The following is an 18,993-nucleotide window of genomic DNA, read 5'->3' on the forward strand; positions in this document are numbered from 1 at the left end:
AGGGCCGGGCGGCACGCGCGGCGAATTTTGCGAACGATCGTGCCATGGCGGCGCGCGCGCCACAATCGGTCAATCGGGCAATAGCACCTCGCGATGTCCGCAATGATGACGACGCGGCGCGGCGACGGGTGCGCTCGCCCGGGACCCGGGGTCCCGGGCAGGGAAGGGCCGCGAGTATACCGCCGGTGCGCGGCACACCGCCGCGAGCACCGAACGGTGCGATCGCGCGATGACGACCGCCCGCTGGTCGTTCGCCATTAAAATGCCGCCATGAGCAAATCCAGACACGTGTCCGAGACACCCGCGACCCAGCTGCTGCGCCGCCACGGCGTCGCGTTCGGCGAGCATCCGTACGATTACGTCGAGCACGGCGGCACCGGCGAGTCGGCGCGCCAGCTCGGCGTCGACGAGCACAGCGTCGTGAAGACGCTCGTGATGGAGGACGAGCACGCAAAGCCGCTGATCGTGCTGATGCACGGCGACCGCACGGTGTCGACCAAGAACCTCGCGCGGCAGATCGGCGCGAAGCGCGTCGAGCCGTGCAAGCCCGACGTCGCGAACCGTCATTCCGGCTATCTGGTCGGCGGCACGTCGCCGTTCGGCACGCGCAAGACGATGCCCGTGTACGTCGAGTCGACCATCCTCGAATTGCCGACGATCTACCTGAACGGCGGCCGCCGCGGCTATCTCGTCAGCCTCGCGCCGGCGGTGCTCACGACGCTGCTCGGCGCGACTCCGGTGCAGTGCGCGAGCGTCGACTGAGGGTTTCACCTTCGTGGCAGGCCGCGCTCGTTCGGTAGAATGGGCGCCGTTTCGGCCGGTCGGCCCGCACGGCCGGCTGCCACGGCCTGCCGGCGGTTCGCCGCGGCGGCGCCTGCCCCGACGGGCCGGCCCGCCGCGCCCGGCCGTCCCTTTACCGATACGTTGAAAGAAGAGTTTTCCGCATGCAGATCCTGCTCGCCGCACTTGTTGCCTACCTGATCGGTTCGGTGTCGTTCGCCGTCGTCGTCAGCGCCGCGATGGGCCTGGCCGATCCCCGTTCGTACGGGTCGAAGAATCCCGGCGCGACCAACGTGCTGCGCAGCGGCAACAAGAAGGCCGCGATCCTGACGCTCGTCGGCGACGCGTTCAAGGGCTGGTTCGCCGTCTGGCTCGCGCGGCACTTCGGGCTGTCCGACGTCGCCGTCGCGTGGGTCGCGATCGCCGTGTTCCTCGGCCACCTCTATCCGGTGTTCTTCCGCTTCCAGGGCGGCAAGGGCGTCGCGACCGCGGCCGGCGTGCTGCTCGCCGTGCACCCGGTGCTCGGCCTCGCGACCGCGCTGACCTGGCTGATCGTCGCGTTCTTCTTCCGCTATTCGTCGCTCGCGGCGCTGGTGGCGGCCGTGTTCGCACCGGTGTTCGACGTGTTCCTGTTCGGCACCGGCCACAACCCGGTCGCGTGGGCCGTGCTCGCGATGAGCGTGCTGCTCGTGTGGCGTCACCGAGGCAATATCTCGAAGCTGCTGGCGGGGCAGGAAAGCCGGATCGGCGACAAGAAGAAGGCGGCATCCGACGGCGGCGCGCAGGACGGCGGGAAGGCCTGAGGAAGGGGATTGCCGCCGCCGCCCGCCGGGGCGCCCCGCATGCGGGGCCCGGCGGCGCGGCGTGATCGGTGACGGCGCGGTCGACGGCGCGCTTGACGGCGCGGCCGACCGCGTCGATCAGTCGCGGAAGTTGTTGAAGTCGAGCGGGGTGTCGGTCACGTCCTTGCGCAGCATCGCGATCACGCTCTGCAGGTCGTCGCGCTTCGTGCCGGCCACGCGCACCGCGTCGCCCTGGATGCTCGCCTGCACCTTGATCTTGCTGTCTTTCACGAGCCTGACGATCTTCTTCGCGAGGTCGCCCGTCACGCCCTTCTTCACGGTGACGACCTGCTTGACCTTGTCGCCGCCGATCTTCTCGACCTTGCCGTAGTCGAGGAAGCGCACGTCGACGTTGCGCTTCGCGAGCTTGTTGATCAGCACGTCCTTGACCTGGCCGAGCTTGAAATCGTCGTCGGCGAACAGCGTCAGCTCGCGCTCCTTCTGCTCGACGCGCGCGTCAGAGCCCTTGAAGTCGAAGCGCGTCGAGATTTCCTTGTTCGACTGCTCGATGGCGTTCTTCACTTCGATCATGTTCGCTTCGGAAACGACGTCGAACGATGGCATGGCATTCTCCCTTGAGATGCGGGCGCCCGGCTCGCGCGCGGGCACTCGCTATAATTGCGGACTGTTTGCCATTTTACCGATGCCCCTCCGTTTGCCCAAGGCCGGCCGTGTGCCCGCCCGGCGGACGTGACCGCGAATGCCGATGCCTCCTGACGATTCCGCCCTGTCGCTGCTCCCCGACCATCCGCTCGCCGCGCACAACACGTTCGGCATTGCCGCGAAGGCGCGCTTTGCCGCGCGCGTCACGCATGCGGCGCAGTTCGAGGCGCTGCACCGCGACCCGCGCGTCGCATCGCTGCCGCAGCTCGTGCTCGGCGGCGGCAGCAACGTCGTGTTCACGCGCGATTTCGACGGCGTCGTGCTGCTCGACGAGATCGCCGGCCGTCGCGTCGTGCGCGAGGACGACGACGCATGGTACGTCGAGGCCGGCGGCGGCGAGACCTGGCACGCGTTCGTCGCGTGGACGCTCGAGCACGGGATGCCGGGCCTCGAGAACCTTGCACTGATTCCGGGCACCGTCGGCGCCGCGCCGATCCAGAACATCGGCGCGTACGGCCTCGAGATGAAGACCTATTTCGACTCGCTGGTCGCCGTCGAGCTCGCGACGGGACGCAGCGAGCGCTTCGACGCCGCGCGCTGCGGGTTCGGCTATCGCGACAGCTTCTTCAAGCGGGAAGGGCGCGGCCGTTTCGCGATCGTCGCCGTGACGTTCCGGCTGCCCAAGCGCTGGACGCCGCGGCTCGGCTACGCGGACGTCACGCGCGAGCTCGACGCACGCGGCATCGCGCCCGACGCCGCGACCCCGCGCGACGTGTTCGACGCCGTTGTCGCGATTCGCCGCGCGAAGCTGCCCGATCCGCTCGTGCTCGGCAACGCGGGCAGTTTCTTCAAGAATCCGGTGATCGACGTCGCGCAGTTCGACGCGCTGCGCGCGCGCGCACCCGAAGTCGTGTCGTATCCGCAGCCGGACGGGCAGGTGAAGCTCGCGGCCGGCTGGCTGATCGACCGCTGCGGCTGGAAAGGGCGCGCGCTCGGCGCGGCGGCCGTGCACGACCGGCAGGCGCTCGTGCTGGTCAATCGCGGCGGCGCGACGGGCGCCGACGTGCTCGCGCTGGCGCGCGCGATCCAGGACGACGTGCGCGAGCGGTTCGGCGTCGAGCTCGAACCCGAGCCCGTGTGCCTGTAACGCGGTGTTGCGCTGCGCGGTTCATTCGCGTTCGTCCGACCCAACAAAAAAGCGCCGATCGACGACGATCGGCGCCTTTTTTCGCATGCCGCGCGGATGGCGGCGATGCGCGCATAATGCGCGCGGCGGTCAGTGCTTGAGGCGGCCGAGCAGCAGGAACTCCATCAGCGCCTTCTGCACGTGCAGGCGGTTTTCCGCCTCGTCCCACACGACGCTCTGCGGGCCGTCGATCACGCCGGCCGTCACTTCCTCGCCGCGGTGCGCGGGCAGGCAGTGCATGAAGAGCGCGTCCGCGTTCGCGTGCCCCATCATTTCCTCGTCGACGCACCAGTCGGCAAACGCCTGCTTGCGCGCTTCGTTCTCGGCTTCGAAGCCCATGCTCGTCCACACGTCGGTCGTCACGAGATCGGCGCCCTTGCACGCTTCGTTCGGATCGTCGAACACCTCGTAGAACGGCGCGCTGTCCGGCGCCACCAGCTTCATGTCGAGCGCATAGCCCGGCGGCGTCGACAGGCGCAGCTTGAAGCCGAGGATCTGCGCGGCTTCGATCCACGTGTACAGCATGTTGTTCGCATCGCCGACCCACGCGACCGTCTTGCCGGCGATCGGGCCGCGGTGCTCGTAGTACGTGAAGATGTCGGCGAGCACCTGGCACGGGTGGTATTCGTTGGTCAGGCCGTTGATCACCGGCACGCGGGAGTTTTGCGCGAAGCGCGTGATCACGTCCTGCTCGAACGTGCGGATCATGATGATGTCGACCATCCGCGAGATGACCTGCGCGGAATCCTCGACCGGCTCGCCGCGGCCGAGCTGCGTGTCGCGCGTGCTCATGAACACCGCGTGGCCGCCGAGCTGGAAGATGCCGGCTTCGAACGACAGGCGCGTGCGCGTCGAGCTCTTCTCGAAGATCATCGCGAGCGTGCGGTCGTGCAGCGGGTGATAGGTCTCGTAGTTCTTGAACTTGCGCTTCAGGATACCCGTGCGTTCGAGCACGTACTCGTAGTCTTCCAGCGAGAAATCCTTGAACTGCAGGTAGTGACGAATGGTTTTGGCGGTCATGAAACGAAATACGGCGGGTCTGAACCGGCCGCGGGGCCGGACGGCGCCGCCGTCGGGTGTGGATAACTCAAAGCAGCATAAAGGATTTTCCGTGCTTTGACGAGCCGCGACGAAAACCGGGTTGGGATCGTGGCGCACGCTGGAAGGCGCCGGAAGAGGGGCGGCGAGACGACGCGCGATGCCGCGCTGCGGTATAATCCAAAAGTTTTCTCCAGCCCGGCAGGCAAGCCGCTTCGCGCTCTGCCGGACACAAGCCATGCGCTGCACAAATCCGGTGCGGCGCGTCGGCGGCACGCCTCGACAGCCTGTTTTTTTCGGGATATCGGAGCGCGAGTGCCGCTGTCCGCTCGAGCTTTGTGTTCGCGTATCCGGGCGCTGTCGCCTGGACATCGCCGGGCCGTCACTTGGGTAACCACATGGCTGAAACCCCTCCGACCGAATTCTTCATCCAGGGCATTACGAAAGACGGGAAAAAGTTTCGCCCGAGCGACTGGTCGGAGCGTCTGGCCGGCGTGATGGCCTGCTTCGGGCCCGGTGCGAGCGGGCCGAACGCGCGCCTGAAATATTCGCTGTACGTGCGCCCGACGATGCTCGGCGACCTCAAATGCGTGATCCTCGATTCCCGGCTGCGCGACGTCGAGCCGATGGCATTCGATTTCGTGCTGAATTTCGCGAAGGACAACAACCTCGTCGTCACCGAGGCGTGCGAGCTGCCGGACTACCACGAGAAGAAGTGAATCTCCGCCGCGGGCGAGGGCGCATGCCGCGCCCGGCCTGAGGCCGCCCGGCACGATGCGCGGACGACGCACGACAAAAAGCCCGCCTAGGCGGGCTTTTTTGCGATCGCAGGAAACAGGAGCGCCCGCCGAAGCGGGCACACCGGATTTACGCTGCTGCCTGCAGACCCTTGACGGCTGCGGCGAGGCGGCTCTTGCTGCGAGCGGCCTTGTTCTTGTGAACGATCTTCTTGTCGGCGATCGTGTCGATCGTCTTCACGGCAGCCTTGAACAGCTCGGCAGCCTTTGCCTGGTCGCCGGCTTCAACAGCCTTGCGAACCGACTTGATCGCGGTACGGAATTTCGAGCGCAGCGCCGAGTTGTGCGAATTTGCCTTCGCGGCTTGGCGGGCGCGCTTGCGTGCTTGTGCGGAGTTAGCCATGACGGTTCCTTATCCTGTCCTGTTTCCAGAGCTTGGAGCCTGACGGCCAAGCGCTGCTTTTCGATCCGTCCCCTGAGAGCGATTGCCCAGGGGCGCATAAAAAACGGTGATTTTAACCGAGGCCGAGACATGAAAACGACAGGCGCTGTGCATGTAACAGGCTCAGAAACCGGCGATTATAGCAACAAAATCAAGCGCGTGGCAAGGTCAACGTGACGTCGGCCGGACGGGGGCGCCGGCGACGCGCGCCCTTTTCGCCATCCGTCCGTGCCGGGCCACGCAACGTCCGTATAATAAGCGCCCCATGAATCTATTCCGAGCCCTGCTGACGGTCAGCGGCTTCACGCTGCTGTCGCGCGTGACCGGACTGGCCCGCGAGACGCTGATCGCCCGTGCGTTCGGCGCCAGTCAATACACCGACGCGTTCTACGTCGCTTTCCGCATTCCGAACCTGCTGCGCCGCCTGTCTGCCGAAGGCGCGTTCTCGCAGGCGTTCGTGCCGATCCTGGCCGAGTTCAAGAACCAGCAGGGGCACGATGCGACCAAGGCGCTCGTCGACGCGATGTCGACCGTGCTTGCGTGGGCGCTCGCCGTGCTGTCGGTCGTCGGGATCGCCGGCGCGTCGTGGGTCGTGTTCGCGGTCGCGTCCGGCCTGCATACCGACGGGCAGGCGTTCCCGCTCGCGGTCACGATGACGCGGATCATGTTCCCGTACATCGTGTTCATCTCGCTGACGACGCTCGCGTCAGGCGTGCTCAATACCTACAAGAGCTTCTCGCTGCCGGCGTTCGCGCCGGTGCTGCTCAACGTCGCGTTCATCGCCGCGGCCGTGTTCGTCGCGCCGCACCTGAAGGTGCCGGTCTACGCGCTCGCGTGGGCCGTCATCGTGGGCGGCGTGCTGCAGTTCATCGTGCAGCTGCCGGGGCTGAAGAAAATCGACATGGTGCCGCTGATCGGCCTCAACCCGGTGCGCGCGCTGCGTCATCCCGGCGTGAAGCGGGTGCTCGCCAAGATGGTGCCTGCGACGTTCGCGGTGTCGGTCGCGCAGCTGTCGCTGATCATCAATACCAACATCGCGTCGCGGCTCGGGCAGGGCGCGGTCTCGTGGATCAACTACGCCGACCGCCTGATGGAGTTCCCGACCGCGCTGCTCGGCGTCGCGCTCGGCACGATCCTGCTGCCGAGCCTGTCGAAGGCGCACGTCGACGCCGATTCGCAGGAATATTCGGCGCTGCTCGACTGGGGGCTGCGCGTCACGTTCCTGCTCGCGGCGCCGAGCGCGCTCGCGCTGTTCTTCTTCGCGACGCCGCTCACCGCGACGCTGTTCAACTACGGCAAGTTCGACGCGCATACGGTCACGATGGTCGCGCGCGCGCTCGCGACCTACGGGATCGGTCTCGTCGGCATCATCCTGATCAAGATCCTCGCGCCGGGCTTCTACGCGAAGCAGGACATCAAGACGCCGGTGAAGATCGCGATCGGCGTGCTGATCGTCACGCAGATCTCGAACTACGTGTTCGTGCCGCTGATCGGCCATGCGGGCCTCACGCTGAGCATCGGCGTCGGTGCCTGCCTGAACTCGCTGCTGCTGTTCCTCGGGCTGCGCAAGCGCGGCATCTACCAGCCGTCGCCCGGCTGGCTGCGCTTCTTCGTGCAGTTGATCGGCGCGGCGCTCGTGCTCGCGGGCCTGATGCACTGGTGCGCGATCAACTTCGACTGGACCGGCATGCGTGCGCAGCCGCTCGATCGCATTGCACTGATGGCCGCGTGCCTCGTGCTGTTCGCTGCACTATATTTCGGTATGTTGTGGGTGATGGGCTTCAAATACGCTTACTTCAGAAGGCGCGCCAAGTGACGACCGCAATGACCCGCGTCCTCGACTACTTCAGCACGCTCGTGGCGGACGACGACAGTCTGCCCGTCACGGAAACCGCGCTGTCGCTCGCGCAGGACGCGTATCCCGACCTCGACCTGCAGGGTACGCTGGCCGAAATCGACATCCTGGCCGCGCGGCTGAGCCGCCGGCTCGGCGGCGATGCGGACCTGAAGGACCGCGTCGCCGCGCTCAACGAGTTCTTCTTCCGCGAACTCGGCTTCGCGTGCAATCACAACGATTACTACGACCCCGATAACAGCCACCTGAACGCGGTGCTGAAGCGGCGGCGCGGGATTCCGATCTCGCTGTCGGTGCTGTACCTGGAGCTCGCCGAGCAGATCGGCGTGCCGGCTCGCGGCGTGTCGTTCCCCGGCCACTTCCTGCTGCGCGTGACGCTGCCGGACGGCGACCTGATCATCGACCCGACCAACGGCCATTCGCTGTCCGAGGCCGAGATGGTCGAGATGCTCGAGCCGTACGTCGCGCGTGCGGCGGGCGCGGTCGACAGCGCGTTGCGCGCGCTGCTGCAGCCGGCCACGAGCCGCGAGATCATCGCGCGGATGTTGCGCAACCTGAAGACGATCTATCTGCAGACGGAACGCTGGCAGCGGCTGCTCGCGGTCCAGCAGCGGCTCGTGATCCTGCTGCCGGAACAGCTCGACGAAGTGCGCGACCGCGGCTTCGCGTATGCGCGGCTCGACTACCTGCGCCCCGCGCTCGAGGATCTCGAGCAGTATCTCGGCGAGCGGCCCGATGCGGACGACGCGACCGTCGTCGAATCGCAGGTGACCGAGTTGCGGCAGCGGATGCAGCGCGACGGCGAGGACTGAGCCGTCGCAGTCTCACCGGCGCCCCGAACGTCGACACGCCCGCATCGCGGGCGTTTTTTTGCAGCTGCTTGCTTGCACTTACTTCGGCTGCATCCGGATCGCGCCGTCGAGGCGGATCACTTCGCCGTTGAGCATCGGATTCTCGACGATCTGGCGCACCAGCATCGCATATTCGTCCGGTTTGCCGAGCCGCGGCGGGAACGGCACCATCGCGCCGAGCGCGTCCTGCACGTCCTTCGGCATGCCGAGCAGCATCGGCGTCTCGAACAGCCCGGGCGCGATCGTCATCACGCGGATGCCGTGGCGCGACAGGTCGCGCGCGATCGGCAGCGTCATGCCCGCGACACCGGCCTTCGACGCCGCATACGCGGCCTGGCCGATCTGGCCGTCGTACGCGGCGACCGACGCGGTGCTGACGATCACGCCGCGCTCGCCGCCGGCGTTCGGCGCGGCCGCGGCCATCGCGGCGGCCGCGAGCCGGATCATGTTGAAGGTGCCGACCAGGTTCACGTTGATCGTCTTCGCGAACACGTCGAGCGGATGCGCGCCGTCCTTGCCGACGGTTTTCGCGGCGGGCGCAATGCCCGCGCAATTCACGAGGCCGCGCAGCGTGCCTGCGCGCGTCGCGGCGTCGACGGCCGCTTGCGCATCGGCCTCGCTCGATACGTCGCAGCGCACGAATACGCCGCCGAGTTCGCCCGCGAGCGCCGCGCCGGCTGCTTCGTTGAGGTCGGCGAGCACGACCTTGCCGCCGGCCTGCGCGAGCATGCGGGCCGTTCCGGCACCGAGGCCCGATGCGCCGCCCGTGATCAGAAAGACGTTGCCGCGAATCTCCATCGCTGTCTCCTTGGTTGGGTCCGATGCCGGTCGATCGGAGGAACGGCCGCCGCGCCGGTTCGTGCGGCGCACGTATTCGATCGATTGTACGGGGCGCCGCAGGGTGCCGGCGAGGCCGGTGCGGTCGTGCGAGGTCGTGCGAAACGGATGGCGCAGGCGAAAAGAGGTTCATCGAAGATTACCGGCGAACACGTGGAAGACCGTCGGCGCTCGGCGGTCTCCAGCCGTTGGCCCGTTCAGCCGTCAACCGAAGCTGATGCTGAAGCCGCGTGTACCAGCGTCACTGCCTGTTCGCGCGCAGCCTCTCTGCCCGCGTGATCGATTTCGGGTCCAAACAGCGTTTTCTCGACGACGATCGATTCGATGTCGGTGATACCGATGAAACGCAGCCACGCTTCAAGAAACGGCCGCTGGAAGTCGAACGACTCGGCGGGAGTGCTCGATTGCCTGGAATAGTCGAGGCCTCTCGCATAGATCACGACGGCTTTCTTGCCGTTCAGCAATCCCGCCAACCCACGCTCGTCGAATGAGAAGAGGAGGCCGCGGTGGGACACGGCGTCGATGAAATGCTTGAGCTTGTACGGGATGGAAAAATTCCACAGCGGCACGGAGAACAGCAGCGTATCCGCGTCGTGCATCCGCTGCGCCAGCTGCCGGAAATCCGCCCACGCTTGCTGCTGGCCTTCGCTGAGCGGCGTGCCGCTCAAGTCCGCGTATTTGGCATCGAGCGCATCGCCGTCGAGTTCCGGCAATTGCGTCGCCCACAGATCGAGCACGTCGACTCGATGCACCGGATGCGCGTCGCGCCAGGCTTCCAGATACGCGTGCGCAACGTCGAGTGATGCGGACCGCGACTTGCGCGGGGACGATTCGATATGAAGCAAGGTCGACATGGAACGACTCCTGACGGGTTGACGGCCCTCATCAGAACATAGTTCGATTCGAAATATAAACGAAGTATCATCACGCTACTCAGTAGCATTCGCACTGTATTGCGGGGCATCTCATGTTCGATACCGTTTTGCTGCGCTCCTTCGTGGCCGTCGTCCAGGAAGGCGGGTTCACGCATGCCGCGGCCCGTCTGAATCTGACGCAGTCCGCGGTCAGCGCGCATCTGCGCCGCCTGGAAAAACAGGTCGGCCGTGACCTGCTCGTGCGCACCACGCGCTCGGTCGCGCTCACGGGGGACGGTGAGCTGCTGCTGGGTTACGCGCGTGCCATCCTCGCGCTCAATCAGGACGCGCGGGCGCAACTGCTGCGCGAACCGAGCGCGGGCACGATCCGCGTGGGTCTGTCGGAAGACCTCGCCAATGTCAGGCTGATGCATGTGATGAAGGCGTTTGCCGGGCGGTACCCGCGCATCGCATTCAGCATCAGAGTGGGTATCCCGGGCGAGCTGCTCCAGGCGCTGGATCACGGTGAACTGGATGTGGTGATGGGCGGACGCTGCCACGGCGGGCCCGCCGGACGCGTGCTCTGGCGCGAGCCGCTCGTGTGGGCCGGCGCGGAGTGGGCGTCGCTTACGCCTGGCGTACCGGTGCCGATTGCGCTGCTGCCGGAACCCTGCCCGTATCGCGAGGCCTCGCTGGCAGCACTGGCCCGAGCGGGCGTGGATTATCGGATCGTGCTCGTGTGCCCGAGCGGCGCCGGCCTGTGCGCCGCCGCGCACGCGGGCCTTGCGGTGACACCGATCGTGCACACACAACTTGCGCACGGCTTGCGTGCGATTCCGCCGGATGCCGGCCTGCCGGCCCTGCCCGATGTCGAGTTCACGATGTTCGCGGCGCCGGGCGCGTCGGCCAGGGTTGTCGATGAACTGGGCAACGCGATCGTGCTGGCATTCGCGCACAACGGGTGACCACGTTCATCGCGGCGAACAGCGTTGGGATTTGCGCGGCCAGAGGCACATGCATCGTCGCCGGTTCACGAAATTCCACGATGAACCAAAAAAAAGCCGCCCCGAAAGGGCGGCTTGCGGTGCACGACGCGGTGCTTACTTCAGTGCGTCAAACGCACGCTCGCGGATTTCGTCCACGCTGCCGAGGCCCGAGATCTTGCGATACTGCGGGGCCTTCAGGCCGTTTTCCTCGCCGCGCTGCGCCCAGTCGCCGTAGTACGTGATCAGCGGCTTGGTCTGCGCTTCGTACACTTCGAGACGCTTCAGGACGGTTTCTTCCTTGTCGTCGTCGCGCTGGATCAGCGGTTCGCCCGTCACGTCGTCCTTGCCCTCGACCTTCGGCGGGTTGAACTTCACGTGGTACGTGCGGCCCGATGCCGGGTGCGTGCGGCGGCCGCTCATGCGCTCGACGATCTCCGAGAACGGGACGTCGATTTCGAGCACGTAGTCGATCGCGACGCCGGCTTCCTTCATCGCGTCAGCCTGCGCGATCGTGCGCGGGAAGCCGTCGAACAGGTAGCCGTTCGCGCAGTCGGCTTCCTTCAGGCGCTCCTTCACGAGGCCGATGATCAGCGCGTCCGGCACGAGCTTGCCGGCGTCCATGTAGCCCTTCGCCTCGACGCCGAGCGGCGAGCCGGCCTTGACGGCCGCGCGCAGCATGTCGCCCGTCGAGATTTGCGGGATGCCGAACTTTTCCTTGATGAAGTTTGCCTGGGTACCCTTGCCCGCGCCGGGCGCACCCAACAGGATCAAACGCATGGTGATATCTCCGGTATGTAGATTCGTGTGGCGAGACGCAAAAGCGTCGGCGACAGCGTGCGCGGGGCTTGCCTTGCGCGCGGCGGACCGGTCTGATGCGGCGCGTCGGCGAAAGGCGACGCGCGGCTGCCGGGACAGGCCGTGGCAGGGTCAAGCTAGGACGCGCGGGTCGCGGACGGCTCGCACAATCGCCTGATTATGCCACGGGTTATTTTGAACCCGGCCGAAAAAGGGCCTGCACGCGTGCGAGATCGGCCGGCGTATCGATGCCGGCTTCGGGTGCATGCTCGGTGATCAACACCGCGATGCGCTCGCCGTGCCACATCGCGCGCAACTGTTCGAGCTGCTCGGCCTGCTCGATCGGCGCCTGCGCGAGCGACGGATAGGTGCGCAGGAAACGCGCGCGATAGGCGTAGAGTCCGATGTGGCGGTAGACCGGAAAGGCCGGTGCAGGCATGGCCGCGACGTCGGGCCAGTGCGGCTGGTACGCATCGCGGCTCCACGGAATCGGCGCGCGCGAGAAGTACATCGCGACGTTGCGCGCGTCGAGCGCGACCTTCACGATGTTCGGGTTGAACACATCGGCCGCGTCGTGGATCGGGTGCGCGGCGGTCGCGATCGCGCAGTCCGGGTGCGCGGCGAGGTGCGACGCTACGTCGCGGACGAGCGCCGGGTCGATCAGCGGCTCGTCGCCCTGCACGTTGACGACGACGGTGTCGTCGCTCCACCCGAACGTCGCGGCGACTTCCGCGAGCCGGTCGGTGCCGGACGGATGGTCGGCGCGCGTCAGCACCGCTTCGAAACCGTGCTCGCGGGCCGCGTCGAGCACGCTCTGCGCGTCGGACGCGACGAGCACCTGCTGCGCGCCCGCTTCGCGCGCGCGCTCGGCGACGCGCACGACCATCGGCTTGCCGCCGAGATCGGCGAGCGGCTTGTTCGGCAGGCGCGTCGACGCGAGCCGGGCAGGAATGACGGCGATGAAGGGCTGCGGATGAGTCATCGGGGCTGAGCGGTGAGAAGAGCGGGGCGGGCGGCGCGGCGAAGGCAGGCCGCCCGGCAGGGCCGGCACACGGCCGCGAAGAAGCGCGGCCGGGCGCCGGTGCAGCAGCGCGGCGTTTAGCTGCCGGCCGGGCCGGCGGGATCGACCGGCGTGCCTTCGACGGTCTGGCGCGCTTCGTCGACGAGCATCACGGGGATGCCGTCGCGGATCGGGTAGGCGAGCTTGTCCGCGTTGCAGATCAGCTCCTGCGCGGCGCGGTCATAGTGGAGCGGGCCTTTGCAGATAGGGCACACAAGGATTTCAAGCAGGCGAGCGTCCACGGAGTTTCTCCACAACGAGGGCAATGAGGCGAGGATCGAGCGCGGCTTCGACGGGGACGACCCACAGCCGAGCGTCGCGCCAGGAAGCGCCCAATTTTACTGCATCCTTCTCGGTGATCAGGATCGCATCGACCGCGTCGTCGACGAACGGATTGTCGGCGAACGCGTAATGGTCGGGCAGCGCGCGCGTCGCCGGCGCGAGGCCGGCCGCACGCAGCGTCGCGAAGAAGCGTTCCGGCGCGCCGATGCCGGCCGCGGCGAGCACGCGCTCGTGCGCGAACTGCGACAGCGGGCGGCGCAGCGCCGGCTGGTCGAGGTGCCACGCGGCGCCCGGCGTGAGCGCGAGCGCATAGGTGTCGGGCCACGGCGGCAGCGCGCCGCTGTACGGATCGTTGACGAGCGTTGCGTCGCGGTGGCGCGACAGCGGCTCGCGCAGCGGGCCGGCCGGCAGCAGGAAGCCGTTGCCGCCGAGCCGGTGGTCGAACACGACGAGCTCGACCGTGCGCGCGAGGCGGTAGTGCTGGAGGCCGTCGTCGCTGACGATCACGTCGACGTCCGGGTGCGCGGCGCGCAGCGCCTGCGCGGCCGCGACGCGGTCGGGGCACACCCACACAGGCGCGCCGGTGCGGCGCGCGATCAGCAGCGGTTCGTCGCCGGCCGCGCGCGCGCGCGACGCGGGCGTGACCGCGGTGGGCGCCTTCACGTTCGCGCCGTAGCCGCGCGACACGACGCCCGGCGTGAAGCCGGCCGCGCGCAGCGCGTCGACGAGCGCGATCACGGTCGGCGTCTTGCCGGTGCCGCCGACGGTCACGTTGCCGACCACGACGACGGGCACGCCGACGTCGACCGGTTGCTTCCAGCCCTGCGCGTAGGCCGTGCGGCGCAGTGCCGCGCACAGGCCGAACACGCACGCGAACGGCGTGAGCGCCCACGCGAGGGCGCCGCGTCGCTGCCATTCGCGCGTGAGGCGCGCTTCGAGCCGCGCGAGCGGGCCGCCGGGCGCGCTCATCGGGCCGGGCGCGGCGCGTCGTGCGCCGCGGCGTGGGACGGATTCGTCAAGACGGATTCTCCGTGGGGCGGCGCATGCCGCTAGGGGTTCGGAAGGCGGCACTCTAGCGCGCCGCACGCGGGCGCGGCAAGCGCGGCCGGGCGACGCACCCGATGGGGCCGGAACGGAACGGGCTGTGGATAACTCTGTGAAAAACTCCCGGCCTGTCCGCGTGAAACGCCCGCCGGGCGGACATCGAATCGGCGGCAAATCAAACTGCAAGGTTTAAAAAACTATAAAAATCAACGCGTTGTGAGGAATCGTCTGGGTTTTTCCGCGGTTTTGAAGCGTTTTTGATGGACGATTGCCAGAGTGTGGACACCTTCCGAATGGTGCAGCGCGGGCGACCGGCGCTGGACGCCGCGCGCGTGTCGGACTATCGTGTCGCCGCCAGCATTCATCCGACCGCCCATGCTTTCCGACTCTCCTTTTTCCGCTCCCGGCGCGACCCGCGGCGGCGACGAAGTGATTCCCGTTTCGGCGCTCAATCGCGCGATTTCGACGATGCTCGAGCGCTCGTTTCCGCTGCTGTGGATTTCGGGCGAAGTGTCGAATTTCACGCGCGCCGCGAGCGGCCACTGGTATTTCTCGATCAAGGACCAGCAGGCGCAGATGCGCTGCGTGATGTTCCGCGGTCGCGCGCAGTACGCGGAATTCACGCCACGCGAAGGCGACCGGATCGAGGTGCGCGCGGTCGTCACGATGTACGAGCCGCGCGGCGAAGTGCAGCTCAACGTCGAGGCCGTGCGGCGGACCGGCCAGGGGCGCCTGTACGAGGCGTTCCTGCGGCTGAAGGCGCAGCTCGAGGCCGAAGGCCTGTTCGCGCCCGAGCGCAAGCGGCCGCTGCCGGCGCACCCGCGCGCGATCGGCATCGTCACGTCGCTGCAGGCCGCCGCGCTGCGCGACGTGCTGACCACGCTCGCGCGCCGCGCACCGCACATCCCGGTGATCGTCTATCCGGCGCCCGTGCAGGGTGCGGGCTCCGCCGAGAAGCTCGTCGCGGCCGTGCAGGCGGCGAACGCGCGGCGCGAGGTCGACGTGCTGCTGGTCTGTCGCGGCGGCGGGTCGATCGAGGATCTGTGGTCGTTCAACGACGAAGCGCTCGCGCGTGCGATCGCGGCGAGCGAACTGCCGGTCGTCAGCGGCGTCGGCCACGAAACCGATTTCACGATCGCGGACTTCGCGGCCGACCTGCGCGCGCCGACGCCGACCGGCGCGGCCGAGCTCGCCAGTCCGCAGCGCGCGTTGCTGTTGCGCGAGGTGGCCGACCGGCAGCGCGCGCTTGCGCGCTGCCTGGAACGCGGGCTCGAGCAGCGCGCGCAGCAGCTCGACTGGCTCGCGCGCCGGCTCGTCAGCCCGGCCGAGCGGCTGCAGCGGCAGCGCACCCACGTCGAGCAACTGGCGGTGCGGCTCGCCTCGGCCGCGTCGCGGCCGGTGCGCGACGCGCGTGCGCGTTTCGCGCTCGCGCAATTGCGCTGGCAGCGCGCGCGGCCCGACCCGGCGCAGGCGCGTCAGGCACTCGCCGGGCTGTCGCAACGTCTCGCGGTGGCGCTGCAGCGCCGTCACGAGCGCGATACCGCGCGCGTGTCGGCCTGCGCGGCGCGGCTCGAGGTGCTGAGCCCGCAGCGCACGCTCGAGCGCGGCTACGCGGCGCTGATCGACACGCAGACCGGCCGCGCGGTGCGCGCGCCGAATGCGCTGAAACCGCAGCGCCGCCTGACCGTGCATCTCGCCGAAGGCTCGGCCGACGTATCGCTCGCCGACGTGCAGCCGCGGCTGACCGATACGATCTGACGACGGCGGCGTAAGCGGAACGAAGGTCGCACGCCCGGCGGTCCGGATGCACGGGGCGCGCCGGGCGCGGGAACGGAGCCTGCGCATCGTCTTCTCGTCCTGCCGGATGAAGCGCCAACGCCGATTTTCTGCATACCGCGGATAAATGCCCGTGAGTTTGCGGGGATATTCGGACTCGCCTACAATCGGACGCTCGGCAGCATTCAACACAGCCTCCCTACATACTCAACGAAGGAATCGCCATGGCTCATACGCTCCCGCCGCTCCCGTACGCTGAAGACGCACTTGCGCCGACCATCTCGCAAGAAACGATCCAGTACCACTACGGCAAGCATCATCAGGCTTATGTGACGAACCTGAACAATCTGATCCCGGGCACGGAATTCGAAAACCTGTCGCTGGAAGAGATCGTGAAGAAGTCGTCGGGCGGCATCTTCAACAACGCCGCGCAAATCTGGAACCACACGTTCTTCTGGAACAGCCTGTCGCCGAACGGCGGCGGCGCACCGTCGGGCGCGCTGGGCGACGCGATCAACGCGAAGTGGGGTTCGTACGACGCGTTCAAGGAAGCGTTCACGAAGGCCGCAGTCGGCACGTTCGGTTCGGGCTGGGCATGGCTCGTGAAGAAGGCCGACGGTTCGCTCGACATCGTGTCGACGAGCAACGCCGCCACGCCGCTGACGACGGCCGACAAGCCGCTGCTGACGATCGACGTGTGGGAACACGCGTACTACATCGACTACCGCAACGCACGTCCGAAGTTCGTCGAAGCGTTCTGGAACATCGTGAACTGGGACTTCGCAGCGAAGAACTTCGCGTAAGTCCATGCGTACTGCGCGCCGTTGCGGCGCGCGGCACCCGAAGAAAAGCCCTCGTCGCGAGGGCTTTTTTGTTTTTGTCGGACGGGAATCCATGCGTGGCACTTGCCGGATCACGCGAGCGTCGTCGCCAACCAGCCGAGCGCCGCGCTCGCGATCACGACGGCCCACGGCGGCACCCGCCAGAACACGAGCGCGACGAACGCGACGAGCGCCTCCGCGAAGTCGCGCGGCGACACGATCGTCTCGCTCCATACCGGGTGATACAGCGCGGCGAGCAGCAGCCCGACCACAGCCGCGTTTACGCCCGCGAGCGCGGCCTGCATGCGTGTGCTGCGGCGCAGGCGTTCCCAGAACGGCGCGGTGCCCGCGACGAGCAGGAACGACGGCGCGAAGATCGACACGAGCGCGATCGTCCCGCCGAGCCAGCCGTTCGGCGCGTCGCGCAGCGACGCACCGAGGAACGCCGAGAACGTGAAGAGCGGCCCCGGCACGGCCTGCGCGACACCGTAGCCGGCGAGGAACGCCGAATCGCCGACCCAGCCCGGCGCGACGACGGCTGCCTGCAGCAGCGGCAGCACGACGTGCCCGCCGCCGAACACCAGCGCGCCGGTGCGAAAGAATGCGTCGGCCACCGCGAGGGTATGCGAATGCAGCGCGCCCGCCGCGAACGGCAACGCGACGAGCAATGCGGCGAACAGCACGAGCCACAGCGCACCCGCGCGATGCGACACGTGCAGCGGCAGCGGATCGTGCGCGCCGCGCTCGGGCTGCGGCAACAGTACGAGCCCGGCCGCGCCGGCCGCGACGATCACGGCCACCTGCAGCCATGCGGCCGGCACGAGCAGCGCGAGGCAGGCCGCGACCGCCATCAGTGTGGCGCGGCGCGCATCCGGGCACAGCGTGCGCGCCATGCCCCACACCGCCTGCGCGATCACCGCGACCGACACGATCCGCAGCCCGTGCAGCGCGCCGGCCGCGACCGGCATGCTCGCTGCATGCATGCCGAGCGCGAACAGCATCATCAGCAACGCCGACGGCAGCGTGAAGCCGAGCCATGCGGCGAACATTCCCGCATAACCCGCGCGCGACAGGCCGATCGCCATCCCGACCTGGCTGCTCGCCGGCCCCGGCAGGAACTGGCACAGGCCGACGAGATCGGCATACGCGCGTTCGGTCAGCCAGCCGCGCCGCGTGACGAACGCGTCGCGGAAGTAGCCGAGATGCGCGACGGGCCCGCCGAACGACGTGAGGCCGAGCCGCAGGAACGCGACGAAGACAGGCCACGCGTGGCGGGAAGGGGCGGTAAGGGTGGACGTGTTCAAGCGCGTATGCGGGGAGAAGGACGAACGAGCCGCCACGATAGCGCGAAGCGATGACGGCGGGAATGCGGCGTTGCGGCGATCGCTCGATGGCGTCACGACGGGCGCGTCAGGACGGAGGCGGCGCGTCGTCAGTGCGTGCCGTCAGTGAGTGCCGTCAGGCAGCCCGCTCGCCCGGCGCAGCGCATCGACGTCGACGAGTTCGATCTCGCCGACATGCAGCCGCACGACGCCGTCGGCCTGCAGCGCCTTCAGCAGCTGGTTGGTGGTCTGCCGCGTGAGCGACAGCATCGCCGCGAGCTTTTCCTGCGACAGCCGGATGCGCGTGCGGCCGGCGCTGATCCCGCCGTAGCCGTCGGCGATCATCAGCAGCCGTGCGGCAAGCCGCTGCGCGGCCGGCATCACGCTCATCGATTCGACGGTCAGGAAGCTCAGCCGGAGCTTTTGCGCCATCAGCAGCGCGAACTGCCGCCAGTATTGCGGCGTCGTGTCGAGAATCGCGAGCAGCGCGCGCTGCGGGACGTGCAGCAGCAGCGTGTCGTCGAGCGCGATCGCGTCGTGCGTGCGCGGCTGGCCGTCGAACAGCGCGATCTCGCCGAACCACGTGACGGGTTCGGCGACCGTCAGCAGTGCTTCCTTGCCCTGCGGATCGACCGCGCCTATGGTGAGGGAGCCGGCCAGCACCGCATACAGCCCGCATGGCGGGTCGCCGCGGCGGAACAGCGCGTGGCCGGCAGGCAGGTGCCGCAACGCGGCGCGGGCGAGCAGGTCGTCGCGCAACGCCCGCGGCAGCGCGGCGAACCACGGGTGCGCTTCGATCTGCGGCAGGTACGGGGCGAGCGGCGAGGGCATGGGCACGCGATGTCGGGTAGCTGACAGAGGTTCCTGGGCGTGACGCGCATC

20 protein-coding genes are annotated in these 18,993 nt (G+C 68.0%); 9 read left to right on the top strand and 11 right to left on the bottom strand.

Annotated features, from left to right (window positions below; translation table 11 throughout):
• Window positions 1-270: 270 nt before the first annotated feature.
• Together ybaK and plsY are read left to right on the top strand one after the other, a co-directional pair.
• Complete coding sequence (gene ybaK / locus NQV17_RS33790; protein ID WP_044848566.1) at window positions 271-762, top strand: Cys-tRNA(Pro) deacylase; 492 nt, start codon at window positions 271-273, stop codon at window positions 760-762.
• A 182-nt stretch (window positions 763-944) separates the two neighbouring features.
• Window positions 945-1,583, top strand: a complete 639-nt coding sequence (gene plsY / locus NQV17_RS33795) for a glycerol-3-phosphate 1-O-acyltransferase PlsY (protein ID WP_044848567.1) — start codon at window positions 945-947, stop codon at window positions 1,581-1,583.
• 117 nt (window positions 1,584-1,700) lie between these two features.
• Here the strand turns inward: plsY and NQV17_RS33800 are convergent, their stop codons facing one another.
• On the bottom strand, window positions 1,701-2,186 hold the full coding sequence (locus tag NQV17_RS33800) for a YajQ family cyclic di-GMP-binding protein (protein ID WP_014896235.1): 486 nt from the start codon (window positions 2,184-2,186) through the stop codon (window positions 1,701-1,703).
• A 136-nt stretch (window positions 2,187-2,322) separates the two neighbouring features.
• Between NQV17_RS33800 and murB the strand changes: the two genes are divergently transcribed.
• Complete coding sequence (gene murB / locus NQV17_RS33805; RefSeq protein WP_124486967.1) at window positions 2,323-3,372, top strand: UDP-N-acetylmuramate dehydrogenase; 1,050 nt, start codon at window positions 2,323-2,325, stop codon at window positions 3,370-3,372.
• Between the two features lie 129 nt (window positions 3,373-3,501).
• Here murB and argF read toward each other — a convergent pair whose 3' ends face one another.
• Window positions 3,502-4,431, bottom strand: a complete 930-nt coding sequence (gene argF / locus NQV17_RS33810) for an ornithine carbamoyltransferase (RefSeq protein ID WP_257775599.1) — start codon at window positions 4,429-4,431, stop codon at window positions 3,502-3,504.
• 416 nt (window positions 4,432-4,847) lie between these two features.
• Between argF and NQV17_RS33815 the strand changes: the two genes are divergently transcribed.
• Window positions 4,848-5,168 (top strand): DUF3579 domain-containing protein, encoded by a 321-nt coding sequence (locus tag NQV17_RS33815; protein WP_044848570.1) that lies wholly within the window; start codon window positions 4,848-4,850, stop codon window positions 5,166-5,168.
• Between the two features lie 148 nt (window positions 5,169-5,316).
• Here NQV17_RS33815 and rpsT read toward each other — a convergent pair whose 3' ends face one another.
• On the bottom strand, window positions 5,317-5,589 hold the full coding sequence (gene rpsT / locus NQV17_RS33820) for a 30S ribosomal protein S20 (protein ID WP_006482211.1): 273 nt from the start codon (window positions 5,587-5,589) through the stop codon (window positions 5,317-5,319).
• Between the two features lie 304 nt (window positions 5,590-5,893).
• Between rpsT and murJ the strand changes: the two genes are divergently transcribed.
• Together murJ and NQV17_RS33830 are read left to right on the top strand one after the other, a co-directional pair.
• Window positions 5,894-7,444 (top strand): murein biosynthesis integral membrane protein MurJ, encoded by a 1,551-nt coding sequence (gene murJ, locus NQV17_RS33825; RefSeq protein ID WP_257775600.1) that lies wholly within the window; start codon window positions 5,894-5,896, stop codon window positions 7,442-7,444.
• 8 nt (window positions 7,445-7,452) lie between these two features.
• Window positions 7,453-8,295: a SirB1 family protein gene (locus tag NQV17_RS33830; RefSeq protein ID WP_257775601.1), complete on the top strand. Its 843-nt coding sequence runs from the start codon at window positions 7,453-7,455 to the stop codon at window positions 8,293-8,295.
• Between the two features lie 78 nt (window positions 8,296-8,373).
• On the opposite strand, the gene NQV17_RS33835 is transcribed toward NQV17_RS33830, so the two are convergent.
• Both NQV17_RS33835 and NQV17_RS33840 read right to left on the bottom strand, forming a co-directional pair.
• Window positions 8,374-9,132: an SDR family NAD(P)-dependent oxidoreductase gene (locus NQV17_RS33835; protein ID WP_257775602.1), complete on the bottom strand. Its 759-nt coding sequence runs from the start codon at window positions 9,130-9,132 to the stop codon at window positions 8,374-8,376.
• 236 nt (window positions 9,133-9,368) lie between these two features.
• A complete protein-coding gene (locus NQV17_RS33840) occupies window positions 9,369-10,025 on the bottom strand; it encodes an FMN-dependent NADH-azoreductase (protein WP_257775603.1) in 657 nt (218 codons plus the stop codon).
• Window positions 10,026-10,138: 113 nt separating this feature from the next.
• On the opposite strand from NQV17_RS33840, the gene NQV17_RS33845 reads away from it, so the two are divergent.
• Window positions 10,139-10,990: a LysR substrate-binding domain-containing protein gene (locus tag NQV17_RS33845; RefSeq protein ID WP_257775604.1), complete on the top strand. Its 852-nt coding sequence runs from the start codon at window positions 10,139-10,141 to the stop codon at window positions 10,988-10,990.
• Between the two features lie 135 nt (window positions 10,991-11,125).
• Here NQV17_RS33845 and adk read toward each other — a convergent pair whose 3' ends face one another.
• From adk to lpxK, 4 genes are all read right to left on the bottom strand, one after another.
• Window positions 11,126-11,788: an adenylate kinase gene (adk, locus tag NQV17_RS33850; RefSeq protein ID WP_044848575.1), complete on the bottom strand. Its 663-nt coding sequence runs from the start codon at window positions 11,786-11,788 to the stop codon at window positions 11,126-11,128.
• 208 nt (window positions 11,789-11,996) lie between these two features.
• The gene (kdsB, locus tag NQV17_RS33855; protein ID WP_044848576.1) at window positions 11,997-12,788 is read right to left on the bottom strand and encodes a 3-deoxy-manno-octulosonate cytidylyltransferase; all 792 of its coding nucleotides are present in this window, start codon (window positions 12,786-12,788) and stop codon (window positions 11,997-11,999) included.
• Window positions 12,789-12,904: 116 nt separating this feature from the next.
• A complete protein-coding gene (locus NQV17_RS33860) occupies window positions 12,905-13,108 on the bottom strand; it encodes a Trm112 family protein (protein ID WP_006750935.1) in 204 nt (67 codons plus the stop codon).
• On the bottom strand, window positions 13,089-14,117 hold the full coding sequence (lpxK, locus tag NQV17_RS33865; RefSeq protein ID WP_257775605.1) for a tetraacyldisaccharide 4'-kinase: 1,029 nt from the start codon (window positions 14,115-14,117) through the stop codon (window positions 13,089-13,091). The genes NQV17_RS33860 and lpxK overlap by 20 nt, the downstream gene beginning before the upstream one ends.
• Before the next feature lie 450 nt (window positions 14,118-14,567).
• Between lpxK and xseA the strand changes: the two genes are divergently transcribed.
• Window positions 14,568-15,950 (top strand): exodeoxyribonuclease VII large subunit, encoded by a 1,383-nt coding sequence (gene xseA, locus NQV17_RS33870; RefSeq protein WP_124522998.1) that lies wholly within the window; start codon window positions 14,568-14,570, stop codon window positions 15,948-15,950.
• Window positions 15,951-16,192: 242 nt separating this feature from the next.
• Entirely contained in the window at window positions 16,193-16,771 is a 579-nt protein-coding gene (gene sodB / locus NQV17_RS33875; protein ID WP_257775606.1) for a superoxide dismutase [Fe], read from the top strand.
• 110 nt (window positions 16,772-16,881) lie between these two features.
• Here the strand turns inward: sodB and chrA are convergent, their stop codons facing one another.
• Together chrA and NQV17_RS33885 are read right to left on the bottom strand one after the other, a co-directional pair.
• Window positions 16,882-18,093 carry a chromate efflux transporter gene (gene chrA / locus NQV17_RS33880; RefSeq protein WP_257775607.1) on the bottom strand — a complete coding sequence of 404 codons (1,212 nt, stop codon included), beginning with the start codon at window positions 18,091-18,093 and terminating at the stop codon, window positions 16,882-16,884.
• 141 nt (window positions 18,094-18,234) lie between these two features.
• Complete coding sequence (locus NQV17_RS33885; protein ID WP_257775608.1) at window positions 18,235-18,942, bottom strand: Crp/Fnr family transcriptional regulator; 708 nt, start codon at window positions 18,940-18,942, stop codon at window positions 18,235-18,237.
• Window positions 18,943-18,993: the final 51 nt, after the last annotated feature.

The sequence above is a fragment of the Burkholderia sp. SCN-KJ genome (assembly GCF_024656005.1).
Lineage (GTDB): Bacteria > Pseudomonadota > Gammaproteobacteria > Burkholderiales > Burkholderiaceae > Burkholderia.